The sequence below is a fragment of the Nocardia sp. NPDC051321 genome (genome assembly GCF_044455225.1).
Lineage (GTDB): Bacteria > Actinomycetota > Actinomycetes > Mycobacteriales > Mycobacteriaceae > Nocardia.
In genome coordinates this window covers 209708-231402 of sequence record NZ_JBITEM010000016.1, presented here as the reverse complement: position 1 = coordinate 231402, position 21695 = coordinate 209708, and the positions used below count along the sequence as shown (strand labels likewise).

18 protein-coding genes and 1 pseudogene are annotated in these 21695 nt (G+C 67.9%); 16 read left to right on the top strand and 3 right to left on the bottom strand.

Annotated elements, in window-relative coordinates; all coding sequences use genetic code 11:
* Positions 1-2 precede the first annotated feature (2 nt).
* From ACIA8C_RS34665 to ACIA8C_RS34620, 10 genes and pseudogenes are all read left to right on the top strand, one after another.
* Positions 3-662 carry an NUDIX domain-containing protein gene (locus ACIA8C_RS34665; RefSeq protein ID WP_397142115.1) on the top strand — a complete coding sequence of 220 codons (660 nt, stop codon included), beginning with the start codon at positions 3-5 and terminating at the stop codon, positions 660-662.
* Positions 663-674: 12 nt separating this feature from the next.
* Entirely contained in the window at positions 675-1628 is a 954-nt protein-coding gene (gene xerD / locus ACIA8C_RS34660; protein WP_397142113.1) for a site-specific tyrosine recombinase XerD, read from the top strand.
* A gap of 118 nt (positions 1629-1746) precedes the next feature.
* Positions 1747-1974 (top strand): hypothetical protein, encoded by a 228-nt coding sequence (locus tag ACIA8C_RS34655; protein WP_397142111.1) that lies wholly within the window; start codon positions 1747-1749, stop codon positions 1972-1974.
* A 225-nt stretch (positions 1975-2199) separates the two neighbouring features.
* A complete protein-coding gene (locus ACIA8C_RS34650) occupies positions 2200-3144 on the top strand; it encodes a ParA family protein (protein WP_379292109.1) in 945 nt (314 codons plus the stop codon).
* 614 nt (positions 3145-3758) lie between these two features.
* Positions 3759-4700 (top strand): segregation and condensation protein A, encoded by a 942-nt coding sequence (locus tag ACIA8C_RS34645; RefSeq protein WP_397142160.1) that lies wholly within the window; start codon positions 3759-3761, stop codon positions 4698-4700.
* A gap of 467 nt (positions 4701-5167) precedes the next feature.
* Complete coding sequence (scpB, locus tag ACIA8C_RS34640; RefSeq protein ID WP_397142159.1) at positions 5168-5812, top strand: SMC-Scp complex subunit ScpB; 645 nt, start codon at positions 5168-5170, stop codon at positions 5810-5812.
* A gap of 903 nt (positions 5813-6715) precedes the next feature.
* Positions 6716-7576 (top strand): annotated as a pseudogene (locus ACIA8C_RS34635) (pseudouridine synthase); the annotation flags it as partial.
* Positions 7576-8319 (top strand): (d)CMP kinase, encoded by a 744-nt coding sequence (gene cmk / locus ACIA8C_RS34630; protein ID WP_397142109.1) that lies wholly within the window; start codon positions 7576-7578, stop codon positions 8317-8319. The pseudogene ACIA8C_RS34635 and the gene cmk, both read left to right, overlap by 1 nt.
* 11 nt (positions 8320-8330) lie before the next feature.
* On the top strand, positions 8331-9740 hold the full coding sequence (der, locus tag ACIA8C_RS34625) for a ribosome biogenesis GTPase Der (RefSeq protein ID WP_397142157.1): 1410 nt from the start codon (positions 8331-8333) through the stop codon (positions 9738-9740).
* Positions 9741-9975: 235 nt separating this feature from the next.
* Positions 9976-10731, top strand: coding sequence for an acyl-[acyl-carrier-protein] thioesterase (locus ACIA8C_RS34620; protein WP_397142107.1), 756 nt, complete (start codon positions 9976-9978; stop codon positions 10729-10731).
* A gap of 5 nt (positions 10732-10736) precedes the next feature.
* Here ACIA8C_RS34620 and ACIA8C_RS34615 read toward each other — a convergent pair whose 3' ends face one another.
* Positions 10737-12425 (bottom strand): SpoIIE family protein phosphatase, encoded by a 1689-nt coding sequence (locus ACIA8C_RS34615; RefSeq protein ID WP_397142105.1) that lies wholly within the window; start codon positions 12423-12425, stop codon positions 10737-10739.
* Positions 12426-12664: 239 nt separating this feature from the next.
* Entirely contained in the window at positions 12665-14152 is a 1488-nt protein-coding gene (locus tag ACIA8C_RS34610; RefSeq protein WP_397142155.1) for a mannitol dehydrogenase family protein, read from the bottom strand.
* Positions 14153-14253: 101 nt separating this feature from the next.
* Between ACIA8C_RS34610 and ACIA8C_RS34605 the strand changes: the two genes are divergently transcribed.
* The 6 genes from ACIA8C_RS34605 to ACIA8C_RS34580 all read left to right on the top strand — a co-directional run bounded on the left by ACIA8C_RS34605 (position 14254) and on the right by ACIA8C_RS34580 (position 20782).
* On the top strand, positions 14254-15255 hold the full coding sequence (locus ACIA8C_RS34605; RefSeq protein WP_397142103.1) for a sugar-binding transcriptional regulator: 1002 nt from the start codon (positions 14254-14256) through the stop codon (positions 15253-15255).
* On the top strand, positions 15242-16603 hold the full coding sequence (locus ACIA8C_RS34600) for an ABC transporter substrate-binding protein (RefSeq protein ID WP_397142101.1): 1362 nt from the start codon (positions 15242-15244) through the stop codon (positions 16601-16603). The genes ACIA8C_RS34605 and ACIA8C_RS34600 overlap by 14 nt, the downstream gene beginning before the upstream one ends.
* A 2-nt stretch (positions 16604-16605) precedes the next feature.
* On the top strand, positions 16606-17574 hold the full coding sequence (locus ACIA8C_RS34595; protein WP_397142099.1) for a carbohydrate ABC transporter permease: 969 nt from the start codon (positions 16606-16608) through the stop codon (positions 17572-17574).
* Positions 17575-17627: 53 nt separating this feature from the next.
* Positions 17628-18431 (top strand): carbohydrate ABC transporter permease, encoded by an 804-nt coding sequence (locus tag ACIA8C_RS34590; RefSeq protein WP_397142153.1) that lies wholly within the window; start codon positions 17628-17630, stop codon positions 18429-18431.
* A 9-nt stretch (positions 18432-18440) separates the two neighbouring features.
* Positions 18441-19550, top strand: a complete 1110-nt coding sequence (locus ACIA8C_RS34585) for an ABC transporter ATP-binding protein (RefSeq protein WP_397142097.1) — start codon at positions 18441-18443, stop codon at positions 19548-19550.
* Positions 19551-19702: 152 nt separating this feature from the next.
* Positions 19703-20782 (top strand): amidohydrolase family protein, encoded by a 1080-nt coding sequence (locus tag ACIA8C_RS34580; RefSeq protein WP_397142095.1) that lies wholly within the window; start codon positions 19703-19705, stop codon positions 20780-20782.
* A 61-nt stretch (positions 20783-20843) separates the two neighbouring features.
* Here the strand turns inward: ACIA8C_RS34580 and ACIA8C_RS34575 are convergent, their stop codons facing one another.
* Complete coding sequence (locus ACIA8C_RS34575) at positions 20844-21593, bottom strand: IclR family transcriptional regulator (RefSeq protein WP_397142093.1); 750 nt, start codon at positions 21591-21593, stop codon at positions 20844-20846.
* Between the last annotated feature and the right edge of the window lie 102 nt (positions 21594-21695).

The following is a 21695-nucleotide window of genomic DNA, read 5'->3' as shown; positions in this document are numbered from 1 at the left end:
CGATGACGCAGGACGGTGGCACCGAAGCGGGCGGCCACGATTTCGAGACCGTGTCCAGCAAGACCGTCTACAGCGGCGCCATCCTGGCGTTGCGGCTCGATCAGGTGCGGATGCCCGGCGGCAAGGTCGCCGAGCGTGAGGTGATCGAGCATCACGGCGCGGTCGCCGTCGCGGCGATCGATGACGACGACAATGTGGTGCTGATCAATCAGTACCGGCATCCGATCGGCAGGCGGCTGCTCGAGCTGCCCGCCGGCCTGCTCGACCTGCCCGGCGAGGACCCGCTCGTCGCCGCGCGGCGCGAGCTCGCCGAGGAGACCGGGCTGGCCGCCCGCGAATGGCACGTGCTGGTGGACGTGGCGCTCTCGCCGGGGTTCACCGACGAGGCGCTGCGGGTGTACTGCGCCCGCGGGCTCTACGAAACCGACCGGCCGGAGCCGGAATTCGAGGAGGCCGACCTGAAGGTGGTGCGGATGCCGGTCGATGAGGCCGTGCGCGCGGCACTGGCCGGGGAGATCGTCAACGCGACCGCCGTGGCCGGTGTGTTCGCGCTGGCCGCGGCCCGTGCGGGCAACACCGAGCTACGGCCCGCCGACGCGCCATGGCCCGGGCAGCCCACCGCGTTCCTGCGCCGCAAGGCCGCCGCGAAGTCCGCGGACTGACGGGGGCCGCGGGTGCTCGCGCGGGAATTGGACGCCTACCTTGACCATCTCGCGGTCGAGCGCGGCGCCGCGCGCAACACCCTCGGCGCCTACCGGCGTGATCTCGGCCGGTATCTCGACTTCCTGACCGGGCGCGGTATCGCCGCGCTCGATCAGGTCGCCGAGGCCGACGTCGCCGAGTTCACCATGGCGTTGCGGGCGGGCGGCACCGAATTCCCGCCGCTGGCCGCGAGTTCGGTCGCTCGCGCGCTCATCGCGGTGCGTGGGCTGCACCGTTTCGCCGCGGCCGAGGGGATGACCACCACCGATGTCGCGCACGCGGTGAAACCGCCCGCGCCGGGTCGCAGGCTGCCCAAGGCGCTGCCCTACGACCAAGTGCTGAAGTTGCTGGAGGCCGCGGGCGGCGGTCCGGTGCACAATCCCGATGCTGCGCCCGGCACCGACGGCGGCCCACGCGGTCTGCGCGACCGCGCGCTGCTGGAACTGCTCTACTCCACGGGCGCACGGATTTCCGAGATGGTCGGCCTCGACGTCGACGATATCGACACCGACGAACGTGCCGTTGTGCTGCACGGCAAGGGCGGCAAACAGCGCATGGTGCCGATCGGCAGGCCCGCGTTGGCCTCGGTCGATGCGTACCTGGTGCGGGGGCGGCCCAAGCTCGCCGCGAGCGGAAAAGGTAATGCGGGCGCGCTGTTTCTCAACGCGCGTGGCGGTCGGCTGTCGCGGCAAAGTGCCTGGCAGGTGCTGCAAACCGCCGCCGAACGCGCGGGCATCGGCGCCACCGTCTCGCCGCACACCTTGCGTCACTCCTTCGCCACACACCTGCTCGACGGCGGCGCGGATGTGCGCGTGGTCCAAGAACTCCTGGGCCACGCCTCGGTGACCACCACCCAGATCTACACGCTAGTCACCGTCAACACCTTGCGCGAAGTTTGGGCCACCGCCCACCCCCGCGCCCGCTGACCCCGCATCAAACCCCTCAACAGCAGCCAGCGACCCAGCGACAGATAGGTCTTCCTCGGTGTGAAGGAAGAAGCATGGGTGCAAAGAACTCTCGACAACGCCGCCACCAGATGATCAGGTGCGCAAGGGAGGACTCGTTGTCGTCCCGCCGGGGACGGTGCACGCTTTCGGCGCGTCCTCGGCCGGGCCCGCGGAGTTCTTCGCTGTGCTGACACCAGGTATCGTGCGTTTCGAATATTTCCGGCAGCTCGGCCGGATCGCCCGTGGGGAGGCGGAACGGGACAGCATGGACGAGTTGCACGACCGCTTCGACGTGCATTTCGACGGTGACCCGGAGTGGCGCTGAGCGATACGCGGTAGCGTCGTGCTGTTCGCGGCACGGCGTGGTGCTGCGAACACGCCGCGCGCGTCGCGGTACTTGCACCCTCGTAAGCGGTAGCGTCTATCGGGAGTCGGACCGTACGAAAGCGAGGGTCGGGCCTGATCGGCCTCGCTACGCTCGGCGAGGCAACGGGCAGGAACGTATAAGGAGCAGCGGATCGTGACATCAGCCGAAGCGGCAGAGCCGCCGATGGGTGCTGGGGCGGAGCCGCGCACGGGGCAGCGCACCGGTCCGTACTCGGAGGCCGCGGCCGAAACCCTGTGGGGCACCGGGGCCGAACCGGTTCCGGAAGACGCGGCACTCGGGCCCACCGGGCGCCCGCTGCGCCTCGTGCCGGACCCGCCACCGCTCGAGCGGCACGGCGATGCCCTCATCGTCGCCATGTGCAACCAGAAGGGCGGCGTCGGCAAGACGACCTCCACCATCAACCTCGGCGCCTCGCTGGCCGAATACGGGCGCAAGGTGCTGCTGGTCGACCTGGACCCGCAGGGCGCGCTGTCCGCGGGATTGGGTGTGGCCCACCATGATCTCGATCTGACCGTGCACGACCTGCTGGTCGGTTCCAAGGGTTCGATCGACGACGTGCTGATGCCGACCCGGGTCGAGAACATGGATCTGCTGCCCAGCAATATCGATCTGTCGGCGGCGGAAATCCAGCTCGTCAACGAGGTCGGCCGCGAACATTCGCTCGGCCGCGCACTGCATCCCATTCGGGACAAGTACGACTACATCATCATCGACTGCCAGCCCTCGCTCGGTTTACTCACCGTCAATGCGTTGGCCTGTTCGGACGGTGTGATCATTCCGATGGAATGCGAGTACTTTTCGCTGCGCGGGCTCGCACTGCTCAACGACACCGTGGAAAAGGTGCGCGACCGGCTGAACCCCAGGCTGAGCCTGTACGGGATAGTGGTCACCATGTTCGACGCCCGACTATTGCATTCGCGTCAGGTGATGGCACGAGTCGTCGAGGTGTTCGGCGACCTGGTCTACGACGCCGCGATCTCGCGCACCGTCCGCTTCCCGGACGCCAGCGTCGCGGGCGAGCCGATCACCACGTGGGCACCGAAATCCGGTGGAGCCGAGGCATATCGGGCGATGGCGCGGGAAGTCATCCACCGGTCGGGCCGGTGATCGGCGGCACCGACGCCGCGCCACCCGCTACCAACCATTCGACCGGCCAAGGGGTCGCGCCCGGCGACGACCATCCGTTGGGCGACCTCTTGGAGCGAGCCTCGGCGCGCGCCCACGATCCGGACGAACCGGCCACACCCCCGGACCTGAACGCATCCCACGCCACCCCCGTGCTCGATGATGTCAAGATGCCCGACGAGCCATACTCCGCTGCGGAGCCGACCGCTGCGGACGATGTCGTCGACGCGGCGGTCGCCGACGAACCCGTCGTGCGAGACGATGCGGTCACGCCGGCCGGAGCTTTTGAGAGCGCGGCCGAATCCAGCGGCGCGGACGAGACTGAGTTAGTCGACGCTCCGGCAGTGACCGCTGGCAACGTTGCTGTGCCCGATGATGCCGCGGTCGTGTCCGCTGGCGACGCGGTAGTGCTCGGCGACGACGCGGCCGTGTCCGGTGATGACGCCGCCGCGACCGCCGACAACTTGGCTGTGGCCGGTGGCAACGCGGTCGTGCCCGCTGGCAACGCGATTGTGCCCGGTGATGCCGTGGGCGTGCCCGCAGGCAACTCGGCCATGTCCGGTGACGCAGCGGTCGTGACCACCGATAACTCGGCCATGCCCGATGATGCAGCGGTCGTGACCGCTGGCAACGCGGTCGTGCCCGGTGATGCTGCGCGCTCGGACGGCGGCGGTGCCGCCGTCGACGGCGCCGCGCCCGAGGACGAGAAAAAGTCCGGATTTCATCTGCGGCTGAGCAACTTTCAGGGGCCGTTCGATCTGCTGCTGACGTTGATCAGTTCGCGCAAGCTCGACGTCACCGAGGTGGCGTTGCACCAGGTCACCGATGAATTCATCGCCTACACCAAGGCGTTGACCGCGGCGCTGTCCGATGACGCAACGATGAAACTGCGTGCCGACAAGATTCTGGACCAGACCACCGAATTCTTGGTCGTCGCAGCCACCTTGCTGGACCTCAAGGCGGCGCGCCTGCTGCCGTCTGGGGAGATGACCGACGCCGAGGACCTCGAACTGCTCGAGGCGCGCGATCTGCTCTTCGCGCGCTTGCTGCAATATCGCGCGTTCAAACAGGTGGCCGAGCTGTTCGGCGAACTGGAGGCCGTTGCGCTGCGACGATACCCGCGCGCGGTCGGCCTGGAGGACTGCTTCGCCGACCTGCTGCCCGAGGTTACGCTGGGAGTAGACGCTCACGAATTGGCCGCGATCGCCGCGGCCGCCTTCCGGCCGCGCCCGGTGCCGAGGGTCGGGCTCGACCACCTGCACGCGCACAGCATCTCGGTTGCCGAGCAGGCCGCGCTCGTGCTCGAACGGTTGAAACTGGCAGGCAAGGGTGGCTGGACCACCTTCAGCCAACTGGTCGACGACTGCGCAGAGCCGATCGAGATCGTCGCCCGCTTCCTGGCCCTGCTCGAGCTCTACCGCGGCAAAACGATCGAGTTCGACCAGCCCGACCCGCTCGGCCAACTGTCGGTCAGCTGGATCGGCGACGACGTCCCGGACGCCGAGCAGGACCTTACTATCGAGGAGGACTACGGGTGAACGACTCCGTGGACGCCGAGGTCGCGGACACCACGAACCTCGAAGCCGACGCGACCGAAACCGTCCGCGAGAACACCGACGCGGTCGGCCACTCAGCCGCCCCGGCACCCGCGAGCGTCGCCTCGAGTGATGCCGCAGCACCGAAGAAGGAGTCCGTCGCTGATGGCACGACTTCAGTGGCAGACGATGCGACTTGGGTTGCCGAGGCCAAGACCTCCGCGACCCGCGCTGCTGACACCGCGACCTCGGCCGCTGACGACGTGATATCGGCGGCTGATGGTGCGACTTCGGCGGTCGGCGACACCACTCCGGCCGCTGATAACGCGACTTCAGCTGGTGACATCCCGGCTCCGGCGGCCGACGAAGCGACCCCGGCTGTCGGCACCCCGACTCCGGCGGCCGACGACGCGAACCCCGCTGCCTACGACGCGACACCAGTCGCAAAAGACACGGTCGCCAAAGACACAGTGGCGGAGTTCACCCCCGAGCATCTCGAGGACGCCGAATTCCGGTCGGCGTTGGAGGCGATGTTGCTTGTTGTCGATGCTCCGGCCCCGGTAGAGCAGCTGGCGGCGGCCTTGGACGACACCACCGAGCGGGTGGACGAGGTGTTGCGTGCGATGCGTGCGGAACTGTCCGCGCGGGGCAGTGGGATCGATCTGCGTTTCGTCGGGGACGGCTGGCGCTTCTATACTCGCAGCGAGTACGCGCCATATGTTGAAAGGGTGCTGCTCGATGGCGCCCGCACCAAACTGACGCGGGCGGCGTTGGAAACTCTGGCGGTGGTGGCATACCGTCAGCCGGTGACTCGGACCAGGGTCAGTGCGGTGCGCGGCGTGAACGTCGATGGGGTGATGCGCACGCTGCTGGCCAGGGGCCTGCTTGCCGAGGCAGGCGTCGACCCGGAAACCAACGGGACGATGTATTGCACGACCGAGCTGTTCCTGGAACGGATCGGACTCGCGTCGCTGACCGATTTGCCGCCGCTGGCGCCCCTGCTCCCGGGCGTCGACCTGATCGATGAGATCAACGAGAGCTTGGATACGGACCCCCGTTACACCAGGCTGAAAAAACCCGCCGAGGCCGACTTGGACCTTGGCAGCGAGGATTGACAGGACAAAATGAATACTTCCGCTCGCCGAGATGGCACACCGGATCGCAGGAAACGCAATGACGAGCAGCAGCGGCCCGTAAGAGGCGCAGGCGCTGCTCGAAGGGGGACCGACCGCGGCGAAGGCGGCTACCGCGGCGCGGCGCCGTCGAGCTCCTCCCGTGGAAACGCCCAGGGCGGCAACGCATATCGCGGCGACTCCGGGCAGGGCGGCGGCTATCGCGACCGCTCCGATGGCGGCAACACCTCCCGCGGCCGTAACGACCGCGGCTCCGCACCAGGCTCCTACCGCGACCGTTCCGAGGGCGGCAGCACGTATCGCGGCCGTAGCGAGGGCGCCTCGCAGGGCGGCTACCGCGGCACGCGAGATGGCAACGCGCAGGGCGGCTATCGCGGCAACTCCGCGCAGGGCGGCGGTTCTTACCGTGACCGTTCCGAGGGTGGCAGCGGATACCGGGGCCGTTCCGAGGGCGGCTCTTCGCAGGGCGGCAACGCGTATCGCGGCCGTTCCGAGGGCGCGCAGGGCGGCGGTTATCGCGGCACCCGCAATGACAACGCCCAAGGCAGCAGCTCCTATCGCGGCACCCGTGACGGCAACGCCCAAGGCAGCTCCTATCGCGGTGCGCAGGGCGGCAACACCTCTCGCGACCGCAGCGAGGCGGGCTCCGGTGGCAACGCCTACCGTGGCCGCACCGACAGCGGCTCCGCGCAGGGCGGCAACGCCTACCGCGACCGCAGCGAGGCGGGCTCCGGCGGCAACGCCTACCGCGGCCGCTTCGACGGCAACTCGGGCCAGAACGGCAACGCCCAGACCGGCAACTCCTACCGTGGTGCCGCACAAGGCTCCACCGGACACGGCACCGGCGCCTTCCCGCAGCGCGGTGCCACCCAGTCCGCACCGACCGGCAAGAAGAAGAACCCCAAGCCGCAGAAGCAGACCCAGTCCGCACCCCTGCTCAACAACGCCAAGCCCGCCAAGCGCCAGCACGTCGAACCGGTCGCCGCAGAGGGCCACGCCAAAATGCCGTGGGGCGAAGGCGAACGCTTGCAGAAGGTCCTCGCCAAGGCGGGGGTGGCCTCGCGCCGCGCCGCCGAGGAGATGATCGCCCAGGGTCGCGTCGAGGTCGACGGTGCCATCGTGGTCGAACAGGGCCTGCGCATCGACCCTGAAGTCGCCGTGGTCCGGGTCGACGGCACCCGGGTGATGGTGCGTTCCGAGCTGGTGCACATCGTGCTGAACAAGCCGAAGGGCTGGCAGTCCACCATGTCCGACGATCTTGGCCGCCCCTGCGTCGGTGACATCGTCGCCGAGCGCATCGCGGCCGGCCAGCGGTTGTTCCACGTCGGCCGCCTCGACGCCGACACCGAGGGTCTGCTGCTGCTCACCAACGACGGCGACCTCGCGCACCGGCTGATGCACCCGTCCTACGAGGTCTCCAAGACCTACCTGGCGACGGTGAACGGCGAGGTGCACAAGGGGATCGGCAAGAAGCTCAAGGACGGCATCGAGCTCGAGGACGGCCCGGCCAAGGTCGACAGCTTCCAGGTGCTCGAAATCAACGAGGGACGTTCCCTCGTGAAATTGGTATTGCACGAAGGGCGCAAGCACATCGTGCGCAGGCTGCTCGACGCGGTCGGCCATCCGGTGAGCCGGCTGGTGCGCACCAATATCGGTCCGGTCGCGCTCGGCGACCAACGGCCCGGCACGCTGCGTGTGCTCGGTCGCGGTGAAATCGGCAAACTCTACGAGGCGGTGTCGTTGTGATGGGTGTGGAGATTCCGGTCGAGGCGCCCCGGCAGATGTCGGGGACCAGTCCGCTCGTCGTCGCGATGGACGGCCCGTCCGGCACCGGCAAGTCCAGCGTTTCGCGCCGCCTCGCCACCCGGCTCGGCGCCCGCTACCTGGACACCGGCGCGATGTACCGGGTCGCGACGCTGCGCGTGCTGCGGGCAGGCGTCGAGCTCACCGACGCCGCCGCCATCGGTGCGGCCGTCAAGGAGCTGCCGCTGTCCATCGGTACCGATCCGAGTCGTGAGGTGATCCAGCTCGACGGTGAGGATGTGTCGTCGGAGATCCGCGGCGACGCGGTCACCAAGGCGGTCTCCGCGGTTTCGGCGGTGTCCGAGGTCCGTGATCTGCTCGTCGCGCTGCAACGCGAAATCGCCACGGCCGCACAGCGAATCGTGGTCGAGGGCCGTGACATCGGCACCGTGGTGCTGACCGACGCGGACGCCAAGATCTATCTGACCGCCTCGGCCGAGGCCCGCGCCCACCGGCGCAACCAGCAGAACATCGCCGAAGGCCGCGGCGACGACTTCGAGGCCGTGCTCGCCGATGTGCAGCGGCGCGACAATCTCGATTCCACCCGCAAGGTGTCCCCACTGCGTCCGGCCGACGACGCCGTGCTGGTCGACACCAGCGACCTGAACATGGATGAGGTCATCGACGAGCTGTATCGCGTTGTCGCGCAGCAGATTTCGGCGACCAGGACGGGAGGTCCGCAGTGACTGAAGACGTAATGGCCGGCGACGGCATCTGGAGTGACGAAACCGACTGGGAGCTCACCGATCTCGATGGCGAGTTCGCGGGCGAAGAAGTTCTGGCGATGCCGACGGTGGCCGTTGTCGGCCGCCCGAATGTCGGCAAGTCGACCCTGGTGAACCGCATCATCGGCCGCCGCGAGGCCGTCGTCGAGGACATCCCCGGCGTCACCCGTGACCGAATCTCCTACGAGGCCAACTGGTCCGGGCGCCGCTTCCTGGTGCAGGACACCGGCGGCTGGGAGCCCGACGCCAAGGGCCTGCAGCAGTCGGTGGCCCGCCAGGCCGAGGTGGCCATGCAGACCGCCGACGCGATCCTGCTCGTGGTCGACGCGGTGGTCGGCGCCACCGCCACCGACGAGGCCGCGGTGAAGAAGCTGCGCCGCTCCGAGATTCCGGTCATCCTGGTCGCCAACAAGGTCGACGATCAGAAGGTCGAATCCGAGGCCGCCGCACTGTGGTCGCTGGGTCTCGGTGAGCCGAGGATGGTCAGCGCCGCGCACGGTCGTGGCACCGGCGATCTGCTCGATGACGTGCTCGCCGTGCTGCCGGAAACCCCGCGCGAGGGCACCGGCGGCGCCGGTCCGCGTCGCGTCGCACTGGTCGGCAAGCCCAATGTCGGCAAGTCCAGCCTGTTGAACAAGCTGGCCGACGACGAGCGCTCGGTCGTGCACGATGTCGCGGGCACCACCGTCGACCCGGTCGACTCGCTGGTCGACCTCGGCGGCAAGATCTGGAAGTTCGTGGACACCGCGGGCCTGCGTCGCAAGGTTTCGCACGCCAACGGCACCGAGTTCTACGCCTCGCTGCGCACCAAGGCGGCTCTTGATGCCTCCGAGGTCGCGATTATGCTGGTCGACGCCTCCGAGCCGATCACCGAACAGGACCTGCGGGTGATCAGCATGGTCGCCGACTCCGGTCGCGCGCTCGTGCTCGCCTTCAACAAGTGGGACCTGGTCGACGAGGACCGCCGCCTGCAACTCGACCGCGAGGTCGACCGCGACCTGGTCCGCGTCCCGTGGGCACAGCGGGTCAATATCTCCGCGCACACCGGCCGCGCGGTGCAGAAGCTGGTGCCCGCCATGGAAACCGCGCTCGAGTCGTGGGACAAGCGCATCTCCACCGGCCGCCTGAACACCTGGCTCAAGGAAGTCGTCGCGGCCACCCCACCCCCGATGCGCGGCGGCCGCCTGCCCCGCATCCTGTTCGCCACCCAGGCATCGACCCGCCCGCCGACGTTCGTCCTGTTCACCACCGGCTTCCTCGAGGCAGGCTACCGCCGCTTCCTGGAACGCCGCCTGCGCGAAGAGTTCAACTTCGACGGCTCCCCGGTCCGCATCTCGGTCCGCGTCCGCGAAAAGCGCGAACGCACCTCCAAGAAGCGCTGACAATTTCCTAGTTGAAAGAGCCCCGAGCCGCCCGCGCCTCGGGGCTCGTTCATATCAAGGGAATTCACTGCGGCGCGCTCGGACGCGGACGGTGGCGGAATACTGCGAGTGCGCCTGCCTTCTCGGCCCTACCCGGGTGCGACTCCCGAGAAAAGGTACGGGTTTGGTGTGAGATGTGTGACGCGCTGACCGTGCCGACGCGCGAGGGGTGGGCGTGGGCTGGCATTATCCGTTCATGGTCATTCCCAGCGTGCTGCCGGAACGTCCGACCGCCGGAACCCCGTTCGAAACGGGGTGGCCGGTTCGTCTCGCCGATACCGATGGCGATCAACGCCTTCGACTCGATGCTATTGCCCGGTATCTGCAGGACATCGGGTTCGAGCATCTCGATGCCGTCGAGGACGGTGACACTCATCGTGGCTGGGTGGTGCGCCGGACGGTGATGGATGTGCTGAAGCCGATCCAGTTCGGCGAGCGGGTCATCCTGCGCCGCTGGTGCTCGGGCCTGTCCACCCGCTGGTGCAACATGCGGGTGCAGATCACCGGGAGCAGCGGCGGTCTGGTGGAGACCGAGGCCTTCCTGATTCATTTCGGTACCGAATCCGGCGTGCCCGCTCGGATGAGCGACCGCTTCATGGAGCCGATGCTGGCCAGCACCACCGAACACCGGCTGCGCTGGAAGGCCGCTCTCACCGACCCGGCGCCGATCGAGGCGCCGGACGTACAGCGGCGTCCGTTCCCGCTGCGCATCACCGATATCGACATGCTGGATCACGTCAACAACGCGGTCTACCTCAGCGGCGTCGAGGAAGTCCTGGCCGATCACGACGACCTGAAGTCGGGCCCGCATCGCGCGATCATCGAATACGTGAAGCCGCTGAAGTCCGGCGATCACGTCGACCTGGCCGCCCAGCGCGCAGGTTCGGCCCTCGACATCTGGTTCACCGTCGCCGGGGAAACGCACGCGGTCACCCGAGTCCTGCCCATCTGAATCGGTCACCGGATGTGTACGGCCAAAATGGCGATATCGTCGGGGCGCCATGCGGGGCGAAAGTGCGCAGGATGGTGTCGATCAGCTGCTCGGGCGCGTCGACACCGGGTGTCGGCGGCGAGGTCGGCGAGGGAGTTGATGGCGGCATCGAAGTCGGTGCCGGTGTGTTCGATGAGTCCGTCGGTATAGAGCAGCACGGTGGAGCCGGGCGCGAGCAAGCGGCGCCGGTCGGTGCGCGCGGCAGCGAACAGTTCGGGATAGCCCAATAGGTGGTCGTGCTCGGTCGCGATGGTGATGCCGCGATCCGGTTCCAGCACAATCGGCGGCGGATGCCCGGCGTTGGACCAGGTCATCGCCCACCGGCCGGTGCCGTCGTCGACGGGACTCAGGTAGGCCAGCACGGTCGTGCCGGTGGTGTGCTCGATCAGGTGTGCCGCCGCGCCATCCAGCGCGGTCAGCGCGTCGGCGGGGCTGTGTCCAGGAGGCTTGCCGCAGCATCGCCCGGAGTTGACCCATAATGGTCGCGGCGTGGATGTCGTGCCGACGACGTCACCGACCAGGATCGCGGTGGTGGCCGCGGCGCCGGTGCTCGACGGCAGGGTGAATACGTCGTACCAGTCACCGCCGACTTGTTCGGCTTCCTCGGCAGGCAGGTAGCGGGCGCCGAGTCGCAGGCCGGGGATCGCGGGCAGGTCGGTCAGCATGGCCTGCTGTAGCTGATGGACCACACCGATCCGGCTGCGCAGGAAGCGAATTCGGTGCAACGCGGTGGCGACAAAGCTGGCCATGGTGACGATGGTGGCCTGTTCGGTGATGTCAACCTGGTGCGGCTGGTCCCACGCGAATTCGAGCACGCCCGCGACGCCGTCGATATCCAGGATGGGGGCCGCGGTGACCGCGAGCAGTCCGGCGTCGAGATAATCGCGTGCGGCGGATGGGGCCAACGTGCCGCCGCGTAGATCGTCGTGGCTGATCAATCGGGCTTCCCGCACGACCTGCGCGGTCAGCAGTGGGCCGCCGGTGTCGAATTGGCCCCATTGCCCAGCGGGAACCGGTGCGGCGTCGATATCCGGCGGGGTCGGATCGAATTGATCTTCAGCGGTACTGCGCGGATCCTGCTCGTTGGTGATGATCAGTTGGACCCGGGAGGGTTTGAGGTCGCCGGCCACCAACTCGGCGATCCGGTCGCGCAACTCGACGACAGAGTCGAGATCGCTGAAAGACTGTGCGGCGGTGAGCATCAGCTGCGATCGGTGCAGCGCGGAACCCAACAAGCCTTGCAATGTATCGGTGCGCTGCCGTTCGAGGGCGGTCTCGTGTCCGGCGAGGCGCAGGCTCAGCTCGGTCGAGCATCGTTCGGCCAGCCACGACAGTTCGTCGAGTTCCTCGGTCCGCCAATCACGCGGTGTGTGACCGATGGCGCACAACGCGCCGAGCACATGTCCGGCCGAGTCGGTCAACGGCATACCGGCGTAGGCCACTACACCCAGGTCGGTGACGGCGGGGCTCTCGGCGAATCGAGGGTCGTCGCGCGCGTCACTGACCACCAGCGGGGCGGCGGTAGCGACCACGACTGGGCAGAAAGAATGGCTGAGTGGGGCGCTCCGCTGGTCAGACCAGGGTTGCGGCAATCCCGCCTGCCCGGGGAAACTTTGCTGCCGCGCTCCGACCAGGGCGACCAATCCGACCGGCACCGCGAACCGGAGACAGAGTAGTCCAGCCAGCCACTCCCGCGGCCGAGCGGTTTCGTCTCTCGCTGAGAATTCGGCTGTCTGCCCGTTTACCCATAGAGTGACGACTCGACGACGTTGACCACGGTCTTCGGCGCGGCAGTCAGGCTGCCGGGATCCAGTCACCTCCCGGAGGCGCGATGATCAGCGTCGAGTCGGTCCTCATAGCCCGCAATTCCGCGCTCTGCTACTGCCGGATAGCCCTAACCCGCCAACTCCGCGACCGTGGCACGAGCTCCCTTGGCGTACAACGAATCCAACGCCGCGACATAGGCGCTCACGAACCGTGGCTCGTCGATCAGATCGCCGAAAACCGAACGCTCACTGAGGAATGCGGTGCGATCGTCCCGCTGCCTGCGGGCCAGCGGGACCAGCCGTTCGCGCAGCCGATCCACGATGTCGATCGGCTCACCCTGTTCGTCGATGCCTTCCGCGTACCGCGCCCAGCTGGCGACAATCGCGGCCGCGCAGGCGATCTCGCCGTCCTCGGCCAGCCGCTGCCGAATCACCGGCAGCACCCATTTGGGAATCCGATCGGAGGATTCCGCGCACAGCCGCGCCACCGTGTCGCCGATCGCCGGATTGCAGAACCGCTCGATGAGCGTGTGCTTGTATTGCCCGAGATCGACCCCGGGCACCGGCCGCAATGTCGGTGTCGCCTCGATGTCCATGTACCGCAGCAGAAACCGGCGGAACGCCGGATCCTGCGCCGCGTCGTGCACCTGCCGATAGCCGCTGAGATACCCGAAGTAGGCGAGCGCCTGATGGCTGGCGTTGAGCAGCCGCAACTTCATCAGCTCATAGGGCGCGACGTCCTCGACCAGCTGGACGCCGACCGCGCCGTAATCCGGTCGCCCGAGGGTGAACGAATCCTCCAGCACCCACTGCGCGAACGGCTCCGTCACCACCGGCCACCGGTCCGTCACCCCGTACCGCCGCTCGACCTGGGCCGTCGCCTCGGGCGGTGTCACCGGCGTGATCCGGTCCACCATCGAATTCGGGAACCGAACCTCCCGCGCAACCCAGTCGCCGAGCTCGGGGTCGCAAAGCCCCGCGAACGCGCTGAACGTCGCCCGCGCGACATGCCCGTTGCCCTCGATGTTGTCGCACGACATCACCGTGAACGGCGCGACACCGCGCGCCCTTCGCCGCGCCAGCCCCTCGGTGATCAGCCCGAAGATGGTGCTCGGCACCGCATTCGGGGCGAGGTCGGCCCGGATCTCCGGATCGTCGGTGTCGAACGCGCCGGTATTCGCGGAGAAATGGTAACCGCCCTCGGTGACGGTGAGCGAGACGATGCGGGTGGCCGGATCGGCGAGTTTCGCCAGTACCGCCTCGGGATCGTCCGGCGCGTAAAGGTATTCGACGATCGAGCCGATCACGCGGGTGTTCCAGCTGCCGTCCGGTGCCAGCACCGACAGCGTGTACAGCCCGTCCTGCGCGGCGAGCACGTCACGCATCCGGCGGTCGGCGGGCAGCACGCCCACCCCGCAGATCCCCCACTCGCGCGCGCCGCCGCCATCGAGCAGCCGGTCGATATACATCGCCTGATGTGCGCGATGGAATCCGCCGACACCGAAATGCACTATGCCGGTGGTGATTCCAGTCCGGTCATAGGTCGGTATCGCGATGCCGGAGTCGAGGTCCCGCAGCGTCGCGGAACGCAACGGCACGCTGGTGTCCCAAGTCATAGTCACCCCGCCAGTGTTGTGTACGTCACACGTCGGATGGTACCTTCTGTGAGCAGTAGTTCACACGCTGAGCATATGCTCAGGCTCATTGAGGAGGCCGTGTGGCCACCGTCCCTTCCCGCCCGGGCACGCCCGACGACGTCCGGCTCGCATTGCGAGCCGCGCAGCTGTATCACCTCGAGGGCGCCACGCAGGCCGAAATCGCCGCCAAGCTCGGTGTTTCGCGACCGACGGCGGGCAGGCTCATCGCCAGGGCACGCGCGCAGGGCTTGGTCCGCATCGAGATCAGCGTCCCCGACGAACTGCGCGACTCGGTGCACACCGACATCGAGAGCGACCTCGAGCGCGCGTTCGGACTCACCGAGGCCGTCGTGCTCCGCGACGTCCCCGACGGTTCCCCCTCCGGCCTGCTGCCGCTGGCCCGCGCCGCGGTCAGCGTGCTGGCCCGTCGATTACAACCGCAGGCGACGCTCGGATTCACCTGGGGCCCAGAGACAATCGCCGTGGCCCGCGAACTGCGCACGAAGTCCGCCCGCTGCGCCACCGTTGTTCAGCTCGACGGGTCGATGACCTCGGTCGACTACCAAACCGGCGTCGACTACACCCTCGGCCGCTGCGCCACCGTGCTGCAGGCCACCCCGGTCCGGCTGAACGCCCCGCTCTACGCCGACGCCGCGACAGTGACCGCGCTGGAACAGGATTCGCTGCTCGGCCACCCCCTGGCGCTCGGCCGCAACGCCGACGTGATGATGTTCGGCGTCGGCACCGTGTCCACCGCGACCACCCTGTTCGAGGGCAGCTACCTCGACACCGCCATCCTCGACGAGCTGCGCGGGCTCGGCGCGGTCGGCGAGATCGGCGGCCGGTTCTTCCGGGCCGACGGCCGCGACGTCGCGGGATCGCTTGCCGCCCGCACGGTTTCGGTCACCCTCGATGCCGTGCGCGGGTGTGCGTCGTCGCTGCTGATCGCCGGGGGTCAGGTCAAACACGAGGCCACCCTCGGCGTACTGCGCGGCGGGCTGGCCAAGATCCTCGTCACCGACATCGAATGCGCGCGGTGGCTGCTGGAACAGAAGGAGGGCATGGCCGATGTCAAGGCATAGACCGATCAGCAGACGCACACTGGCACTGGCCATTTCGGTGCTGCTCGGTACGGCAGGCTGCGCTGGCGCCGGATCGTTCACCGCAGGCGGCGGCGATACCGTCACCATCGCCATGGTGTCGAACTCGCAGATGCAGGACGCGATCGCACTGTCCGGCGAGTTCGAGCGCGAAAACCCCGGCACCAAGCTGAAATTCGTGTCGCTGTCGGAGAACGAGGCGCGTGCCAAGATCACCGCCTCGGTCGCCACCCACGGCGGCGAGTTCGACGTCGTGATGATCAGCAACTACGAGACCCCGCAGTGGGCCGCCAACGGCTGGCTGACCGACCTGTCGACCCACGCTCGCAACACCCCCGGCTACGACGAGCAGGACTTCATTCCGTCGCTGCGGAAGTCGTTGTCGTATCAGGGCGACATGTACTCGGTGCCCTTCTATGGCGAGTCGTCGTTCCTGATGTACCGCAAGGACCTGCTCGACCAGGCCGGGATCACCATGCCCGTCGAACCGACCTGGGACCAGGTCGCCGACGCCGCGGCGAAACTCGACGACCCCGGCCACGGCCGCTCCGGCATCTGCCTGCGCGGCAAGCCCGGCTGGGGCGAGACGCTCGCCCCGCTCAACACCGTGATCAACACCTTCGGCGGCCGCTGGTTCGACGAGAACTGGCACGCCGAGCTGAACAGCCCCGAAGTCGTTCGCGCGGTGCAGTTCTACATCGACCTGGTGCGCAAGCACGGCGAGCCCGGCGCGGCGACCAGCGGCTTCGGTGAATGCGCCACTCAACTCTCGCAAGGCAATACCGCGATGTGGTACGACGCCACCTCGGCCGTCGGCGTGCTGGAAGATCCCGCGTCCAGCAAGGTGGTCGGCAAGATCGGCTACGCGCTCGCCCCGATCCAGCACAAGCCCAACTCCGGCTGGCTCTACACCTGGTCTCTCGGCATCCCGAAGACGAGCGAAAAGCCGGATGCAGCCTGGAAATTCGTCTCCTGGATGACCAGCAAGCCCTACATCAAGATGGTCGGCGAGAAGCTCGGCTGGTCGCACGTCCCACCGGGCAGCCGCCTGTCGACCTACCAGATTCCGGAGTACAAGGAAGCGTCGAAGGCGTACGGGCCGCTCACCCTGTCGGCGATGGCGGGCGTCGATCCGGAACACCCGGGCGTGCAACCGGTTCCGTACACCGGCATCCAATTCCTCACCATTCCGGAATTCCAGGACCTCGGCACCCGGGTGAGCCAGCAGATCAGCGCCGCGGTCGCCGGCCGGATCAGCGTCCGCGACGCCCTCGACCAAGCTCAGCAGTACGCCGAGGTGGTCGGCCGGTCGTATCGAGAGAGCCAGTAACCATGTCCGAAACCACCACCGCCCCAGCGGCTCCCAGCGCAGCACCGGCCGCCTCGCCGCCCCCGCTCGTCTCGCGGCGCGACCGAATCTCCCGCGCCGAAGGCTGGCGTCGCCGCGGCCCGCTGCTGCCCGCGCTGATCTTCATGCTCGTCGTCACCCAGGTGCCGTTCGTCTTCACGCTGTACTACTCGACTCAGTCGTGGAACCTGGTGCGCCCCGGCTCGCGGCATTTCAACGGCTTGCAGAACTACGCGGATGTGTTCCGGGACAGCCAGTTCCGTGAGGTCGCGGTCAACACCGTGATCATGATCGTCGGCACCGTCCTCATCTCGGTGATCCTCGGCCTGCTGTTCGCGCTCCTGCTGGACCGGGCGTTCTTCGGCCGCGGCGTGGTGCGCACCCTGCTGATCACTCCGTTCCTGGTGACTCCCGTTGCGGCCGCGCTCATTTGGAAGACCACCATGCTCGACCCGGTCTTCGGCCTGATCAATTTCGTGCTGAAGCCCTTCGGCGTCGGCCAGGTCGACTGGGTGAGTAAATATCCGCTGCCCGCCGTGATGGCCGACCTGGTGTGGCAGTGGACCCCGTTCATGATGCTGCTCATCCTGGCCGGGCTGCAGTCCATGCCCCGCGACATCGTCGAGGCCGCCCGGGTCGACGGCGCGAATTCCTTCGCCGTCTTCCGCGAGCTCACGCTGCCGCACCTGCGCCGGTTCATCGAACTCGGCGCGGTGCTCGGCGCCATCTACCTGGTCAACACCTTCGACGCGGTCTACATGATGACCTCGGGCGGGCCCGGCATCGCCAGCTCGAACCTGCCGTTCTACATCTATCAGCGCGCGTTCCTCGGCTTCGACATCGGCCAGGCGGCCGCGATGGGTGTGGTCACCGTCATCGCCACCACCGTGGTCGCCACCTTGGCGTTGCGGCTGCTGTTCAAGTCCTTCACCGGAAAAGAGGAAGCGGCATGACTACCCATGCCCTCGACGAAAAACCCGCCGTCAAGGCGCGCAAGCGCCGCAGTATGGCCGGGATGTGCTGGAGCGCGCTGGCCTGGGCGGTCGGCATCGGCTTCTTCTTCCCGGTGCTGTGGATGGTGCTGACCGCCTTCAAGCAGGAGGGCGACGCCTACACCGATCCGCCGAAACTGTTCTTCACCCCGACCCTCGACCAGTTCTCGGCGGTGCTGGACAGCGGCATCGGCACCACGCTGCTGAACTCCACCTTCGCCACCGCGATGTCGACCATCCTGGTGCTCGTCCTCGGCTTGCCCGCCGCGTTCGCGCTGTCGCTGCGGCCGGTGCGCCGAACCCAGGACGCGCTGTTCTTCTTCATCGGCACCAAAATGCTGCCGGTGGTCGCGGCGATCGTGCCGCTGTACGTGATCGTCGGCGACATCGGCCTGCTCGACAACATCTGGGCGCTGGTCATCCTCTACACCTCGATGAACCTGCCGATCGCGGTCTGGATGATGCGCTCGTTCTTCCTCGAGGTGCCGAGCGAGCTGCTCGAGGCCGCGAGCATGGACGGCGCGAGCACCTGGACCGGCGTGCGCGAGGTGATCCTGCCGTTGGTCTCGCCCGGTATCGCCGCGACCGCGCTGATCTGCATCATCTTCTCCTGGAACGAATTCTTCTTCGCGGTGAACCTGACCGCCGTTCAGGCACAGACGATTCCGGTGTTCCTGGTCGGCTTCATCACGGGGGAGGGCCTGTACTGGGCCCGGCTCTCCGCCGCGGCGGTGCTCACCGCGCTGCCCGTTGTCCTGGCCGGTTGGATCGCGCAGAACAAGCTGGTGCGCGGTCTCTCGTTCGGCGCCATCAAGTAAGGAAAACCCATGGCCACCATTCGTTACGAGTCGGCTTCCTGCGTCTATCCCGGCGCCGACACGCTCGCGGTCGATGCGCTCGACCTGGATATCGCCGACGGCGAATTCATCGTCCTGGTCGGTCCTTCCGGCTCGGGCAAGTCCACCGCCCTGCGCATGCTCGCCGGCCTGGAAGAGATCGATGCCGGGTCGATCCGCATCGACGGCACCGACATGGTCGGTGTCCCGTCCAAGGATCGCGACATCGCGATGGTCTTCCAGAACTATGCGCTCTATCCGAACAAGACCGTCGGGGAGAACATGGGTTTCGCGCTCAAGATGCTCAAAGTGCCGGTGGACGAACGCAAACGCCGGGTCGCCGAGGCCGCCGCACTGCTCGGCCTCACCCCGTACCTGGACCGTAAACCGGCGAAACTGTCCGGCGGCCAACGTCAACGGGTCGCGATGGGCCGCGCGATCGTGCGTGAGCCGCGGGTGTTCTGCATGGACGAGCCGCTGAGCAACCTCGACGCCAAGCTGCGCGTGCAGACGCGCACCCAGATCGCCGCCCTGCAGCGACGTCTCGGCACCACCACCGTCTACGTCACGCACGACCAGGTCGAGGCGATGACCATGGGTGACCGGGTCGCGGTGTTGCGCGACGGCAGGTTGCAGCAGTTCAGCACCCCCGCCGAGCTGTACGACCGGCCGGCCACCGCGTTCGTGGCGGGTTTCATCGGCTCGCCGTCGATGAACCTGTGCACCGTCCCGCTGGTCTCCGGCGGCGTCGAGATCGCGGGCAGCGCGGTGGAATTGCCGCGCGAACGGATGACTCGGCTTGCCGCGGCGAACTTGGCCACCGTCACCGTCGGCATCCGCCCCGAACAGCTCGAACTGCGCAGGGACGGAACCGGTTTCGCCGTCACGGTCGAACTCGTCGAGGAACTGGGCAGCGAATCCTACGTCTACGCCCGCCCTTCCGCGACGGTCACCGGCCTCGACGGCGAATCGTTCATGTTCGTGTCCCGCTCGGCGAGCAGATCTCCGGCGAAGCTGGCCGAATCCGTCAGCCTGACGGTGACCGACGCCGCCGCGGTGCACCTGTTCCATCCGGTGACCGGCGAACGGATCGCCGACTAGCCGTAACACCGGTGCGCGAGATCTGAAGGTGCTCTAACGAGAACAATGCGTTATCACTTCGTGTGCGGACAAATGCACGGTCGGCTACTAACGTTCCCTAGCGGAGCGGTCGCACCCCGCCGCTGCATGGACTATCCGCACCGGAGGCTTGCGTGACCGTCGACTCCCCAGCGATCGGTAAAACCGCCCTGTACAACGTTCGCGTCTTCAATGGCCACGGCCTGACCGAACCGACCACAGTGGTGATCGACGGGGCGGTGATCGGCACCGACACCGACGGCGCCGACAGCGTCGACGGTCATGGCGCGATCCTGCTGCCCGGCCTCATCGACGCACACGTGCACCTGGCCGGGATGGAATCGCTCGACCAGCTCGCCGCGCACGGCGTGACCACGGCACTGGACATGACCACCTTCCCGCCCGAAAAGCTCGCGGCCCTGCGGAACCAGCCGGGTACCACCGACATTCGCAGCGCGGGCACGCCGATCATCGGCGCGGACGGTGCGCACGCCCGCATTCCCGGCCTGGCCGAGCACGCGGTCATCCACGGCCCCGAGCAGGCCGAGGCGATGATCGCCGAGCGCGCCGCGGCCGGGTCGGACTACATCAAGCTCGTGCTGGAAGCGCCGGGGCAGGGCGGCCCCGACGAGGCGTCCGCCAAAGCTGTTGTCGCGGCGGCGCATGCCAAGAACCTTCGGGTCATCGCGCACGCGGCATCGCTCGGCGCCTACACCCTCGCGCTGGACGCGGGGGCCGACATCATCACCCACGTTCCGTCGGACGGTCAGCTACCGGCGCAGGACGTGCACCGGATGGCGGAGGAACGCCGGGTTGCCGCACCCACCCTCGTCATGATGCAGGGCATCGCAACGGCTTTGGGCCGTCTCGGTTTCGCCGACAGCCTCGCCAGCGTCGCGACGCTGTACGCCGCCGGCGTACCCATCCTCGCGGGCAGCGACGCCAACACCGAGCAGGGCGTGCCATATCAGCCGCCGCACGGCGACTCGTTGCACCGCGAACTGGAACTGCTCGTCACCGCGGGCCTGACGCCGGTGGCGGCCCTCAATGCCGCGACCGTGTTGCCCGCGCAGTACTTCGGCCTGGCCGACCGCGGCGCCATCGCCCCCGGCCTGCGCGCGGACCTCGTCCTCATCGACGGCGACCCGCTGGCCGACATCCACGCCACGCGCGCCATCTCCCGCGTCTGGTGCGGCGGCATTTCATACGCCTGACCGGCGAGCCGTCGGGGCGTCACCCCACTGCCTTGGCGACGTCCTGACGGCTCCCCACCTCCTACAGCGATATGACCCCTTGTGACTTGAGCAACCTGGTCAGATTCGCACTCACCAGGCCCGCCGCCCGCAGCACCGCCTCGGCGACCGCGGGCAGCCGGTTCAGCTCGGTAACGGTGCCCGCCAGCGCGGCCACCACCTCACCCGCCGGCCCGCGCACCGGCGCCGCGACACAGGCCAGCCCGAAACGGCTCATGTCGGTGTCGTAGGCCAGTCCGCGCCCCCGCGTCAGCGTGATCTGCCTGCTCCACTCGCGGGGCGAGAACCCCTCGGGCGGTGCGTGATTCGGACGTCCGATGGCCAGCGCCTGCTCCGCGGCGGTGCCCGAGGGCAGCAGCACCCCCGCCCGGAGCGGGAAGACCTCGTCGATCTCGCGCCCGATGCCACCGATCAGCATGGTGTGCCCCCGATCGGTCACCGAGAGGCTGAAGCCACCCCGATCCGTCGCCGCCGTCAGCTGCCCGAGCGGCCGGGCCGAGGCGGCCCGCAGCAACCGCGCGGGCTGCCAGGTCTGCCCGAGCCGGAACACCCGGGGTCCGATCTGATACCGCCCGCCGCGGCGTTGTACCGCTCCTTCCACCACCAGTTGATTGAGCAGCCGATAGGCCGTGGCCTTCGGTAATCCCGCTGTCGACGCGAGCTGGGTCAAGCCGAGCTCGTCTCCGTGCGCGAGGGCCTCCAACAGGGCAAATGCCCCCTCGAGCACGCCGCGGCCCCCCGTGGCCGCCTTTTCCATCGTCGTTTCGTTCACTCTCTGTCCTCCCGTGCAGATACTGCGACGAACCGAGCACGTGGTCCTTATCGTCCACGGTCCAGCAAATGGAACGCCCGGTTCGCTCATCAGACCGACAAC

Bases quoted from the DNA above. Each gene is read 5' to 3' on its own strand.
- ACIA8C_RS34665 (WP_397142115.1), top strand. From the start codon at position 3: ATGACGCAGGACGGTGGCACCGAAGCGGGCGGCCACGATTTCGAGACC.
- ACIA8C_RS34650 (WP_379292109.1), top strand. From the start codon at position 2,200: ATGGGTGCTGGGGCGGAGCCGCGCACGGGGCAGCGCACCGGTCCGTAC.
- ACIA8C_RS34645 (WP_397142160.1), top strand. From the start codon at position 3,759: ATGCCCGATGATGCAGCGGTCGTGACCGCTGGCAACGCGGTCGTGCCC.
- cmk (WP_397142109.1), top strand. From the start codon at position 7,576: ATGGGTGTGGAGATTCCGGTCGAGGCGCCCCGGCAGATGTCGGGGACC.
- der (WP_397142157.1), top strand. From the start codon at position 8,331: ATGGCCGGCGACGGCATCTGGAGTGACGAAACCGACTGGGAGCTCACC.
- ACIA8C_RS34620 (WP_397142107.1), top strand. From the start codon at position 9,976: ATGGTCATTCCCAGCGTGCTGCCGGAACGTCCGACCGCCGGAACCCCG.
- ACIA8C_RS34610 (WP_397142155.1), bottom strand. From the start codon at position 14,152: ATGACTTGGGACACCAGCGTGCCGTTGCGTTCCGCGACGCTGCGGGAC.
- ACIA8C_RS34600 (WP_397142101.1), top strand. From the start codon at position 15,242: ATGTCAAGGCATAGACCGATCAGCAGACGCACACTGGCACTGGCCATT.
- ACIA8C_RS34595 (WP_397142099.1), top strand. From the start codon at position 16,606: ATGTCCGAAACCACCACCGCCCCAGCGGCTCCCAGCGCAGCACCGGCC.
- ACIA8C_RS34590 (WP_397142153.1), top strand. From the start codon at position 17,628: ATGGCCGGGATGTGCTGGAGCGCGCTGGCCTGGGCGGTCGGCATCGGC.
- ACIA8C_RS34585 (WP_397142097.1), top strand. From the start codon at position 18,441: ATGGCCACCATTCGTTACGAGTCGGCTTCCTGCGTCTATCCCGGCGCC.